This window comes from Methanobrevibacter sp., from assembly GCF_036307625.1.
In the GTDB taxonomy this organism is placed as follows: Archaea; Methanobacteriota; Methanobacteria; order Methanobacteriales; family Methanobacteriaceae; genus Methanocatella.
In genome coordinates this window covers 1-1,602 of record NZ_JAXJXF010000068.1, presented here as the reverse complement: position 1 = coordinate 1,602, position 1,602 = coordinate 1, and the positions used below count along the sequence as shown (strand labels likewise).

Sequence of the window (1,602 nt, the reverse complement as noted above, 5' to 3'; positions counted from 1 at the left end):
GCATGTCACCGGTGAAGAGAGGTTCAGAATCATATCCCAGGATGCCGGTCTTGAAACAGTGGTTTGCTGTTTTGATGTTGCCATAGCCATGGTCAACACCGATGATCAGTTGGTCATTCAGTCTTTTCATTTTCATTCCTCCTTAGTTGTTCTTCATAATGGATTGATAGAGCCTTTGGTTGGCAGGCAGCACCGCTTCCCGGAAATACCTGCAATTGATACGGGTGAGGGATAACTGCTGTGGGCAAGGCATTTCCAGCAGCAGGCAGATCCCTTCATCCCAGTTGCAGCAGTTGGGTATCATTTTCTGTACCCGCTCGTACTGGGATGGCGTGAGAATTAAGGGCATTTGCGTTCCTCCTTTCATAGGTGATGATCAGGACAGTCAGCTGTTCACAGAATTTTTATTGCATTTTGATTTCTTGTTTGGTATAATTATCGAACAAGTGTTCTACAAGCAGAAATAACTGTCCCTCTACCTATGGGAGAAATAAGCACCGCAAAGCGGAACCTTTTTGAAAAAATATTTTTAAAAATTTCTGCCTATCATGTTTCGCAGGCCATTTGAAGCGGATTTAAGGATTTCCCTGTTTTGGGCATAAAAAAAGCAGGATCCGAAGATCCTGCTCCTGTTCGACAAATTGGAATTTGACTACATCTGCGTTATCTTTTTTATTTCATCAACCATATCGTTAATAACACCAGATATATTTTTTCTGAACATTCCATCAAATAATCTGTAAAGATTTGCATCAAAATTATTTGGCAAGATATTGCATTCTTTCGAACAAATGGTTTGCATTCTTTTCTCACCAGGGTGTGTCATCTCGTTCAGAGCAAAAATAATGTCAAAATAACTTGCGAGGAATTCAGTAACCCTATGATTGACACTTACAAGGTCACCTCTATTCTCTGCCTTTTGTATCTGCATATCAAATGATGGCAACATACCGCTAAGAAGCTTTAAATTATTAGCAATAATATTCTTTTTTAACTTCTTTGGATATGGAATGCGATATTTTTCCTGTAACATATTCAGCTTGCCATTCTTGTCAAGCACGATTTGGGAGGTTATTAGATTGTGCCACATACAGGTAGTATACCCATTCCATGGTATACAGTCTATAACTACAGAGGACACCATTTTTTCAAAATCTTCCATATTTCTATATATAATGTCCATATCAATGCTATCTTTTAAGGTAACATCATCTTCCAACTCCCACAAGGAATTGCCAATTTCCATATATCCACAATAATTTTCCAGAATACGTCTTCGTGTGTTTTCGTCAATATTGTCTGTTATATATACATATACATCGTAGTCCGATTTGGTATCATTTCGTCCAGTTGCTCTTGAACCTCCCAATGCAATTGCTTCCACCTGAGGAAGATGTCCAAGTTCATTAAATAGTTCATTGACATCGATTATCATTGCGATTCCTCCTTGTCAAATTCAAGTTTGTCTAACTGGTTGTTTAATAAAAATTATAGACCAATGGCATAGAATAATCAAGCCGTACTATCCTTTATTCCCTCGACCCGTCCATTGCGGGAAAAGCAGCAATGATAGAAGTGGCAGCTGCTGTTTCTGGCTGGTTC

The 1,602-nt window shown here is 38.8% G+C and carries 4 protein-coding genes; 2 read left to right on the top strand and 2 right to left on the bottom strand.

Annotated elements, in window-relative coordinates; all coding sequences use genetic code 11:
* Nucleotides 1–153: 153 nt before the first annotated feature.
* Entirely contained in the window at nt 154–279 is a 126-nt protein-coding gene (locus UIB65_RS04440) for a hypothetical protein (protein WP_330039917.1), read from the bottom strand.
* 53 nt (nt 280–332) lie between these two features.
* Here UIB65_RS04440 and UIB65_RS04435 point away from each other — a divergent pair, with 53 nt between their 5' ends.
* Nucleotides 333–467 carry a hypothetical protein gene (locus tag UIB65_RS04435; protein ID WP_330039916.1) on the top strand — a complete coding sequence of 45 codons (135 nt, stop codon included), beginning with the start codon at nt 333–335 and terminating at the stop codon, nt 465–467.
* A 185-nt stretch (nt 468–652) separates the two neighbouring features.
* Here UIB65_RS04435 and UIB65_RS04430 read toward each other — a convergent pair whose 3' ends face one another.
* A complete protein-coding gene (locus UIB65_RS04430; protein WP_330039915.1) occupies nt 653–1,435 on the bottom strand; it encodes a nucleotidyltransferase domain-containing protein in 783 nt (260 codons plus the stop codon).
* On the opposite strand from UIB65_RS04430, the gene UIB65_RS04425 reads away from it, so the two are divergent.
* Nucleotides 1,419–1,602, top strand: a 184-nt coding sequence (locus tag UIB65_RS04425) for a hypothetical protein (RefSeq protein WP_330039914.1), incomplete at its 3' end; no start/stop codon positions are given. The two genes, UIB65_RS04430 and UIB65_RS04425, sit on opposite strands and share 17 nt — an antisense overlap.

Bases quoted from the DNA above. Each gene is read 5' to 3' on its own strand.
- UIB65_RS04430 (WP_330039915.1), bottom strand. From the start codon at position 1,435: ATGATAATCGATGTCAATGAACTATTTAATGAACTTGGACATCTTCCT.
- UIB65_RS04440 (WP_330039917.1), bottom strand. From the start codon at position 279: ATGAAGGGATCTGCCTGCTGCTGGAAATGCCTTGCCCACAGCAGTTAT.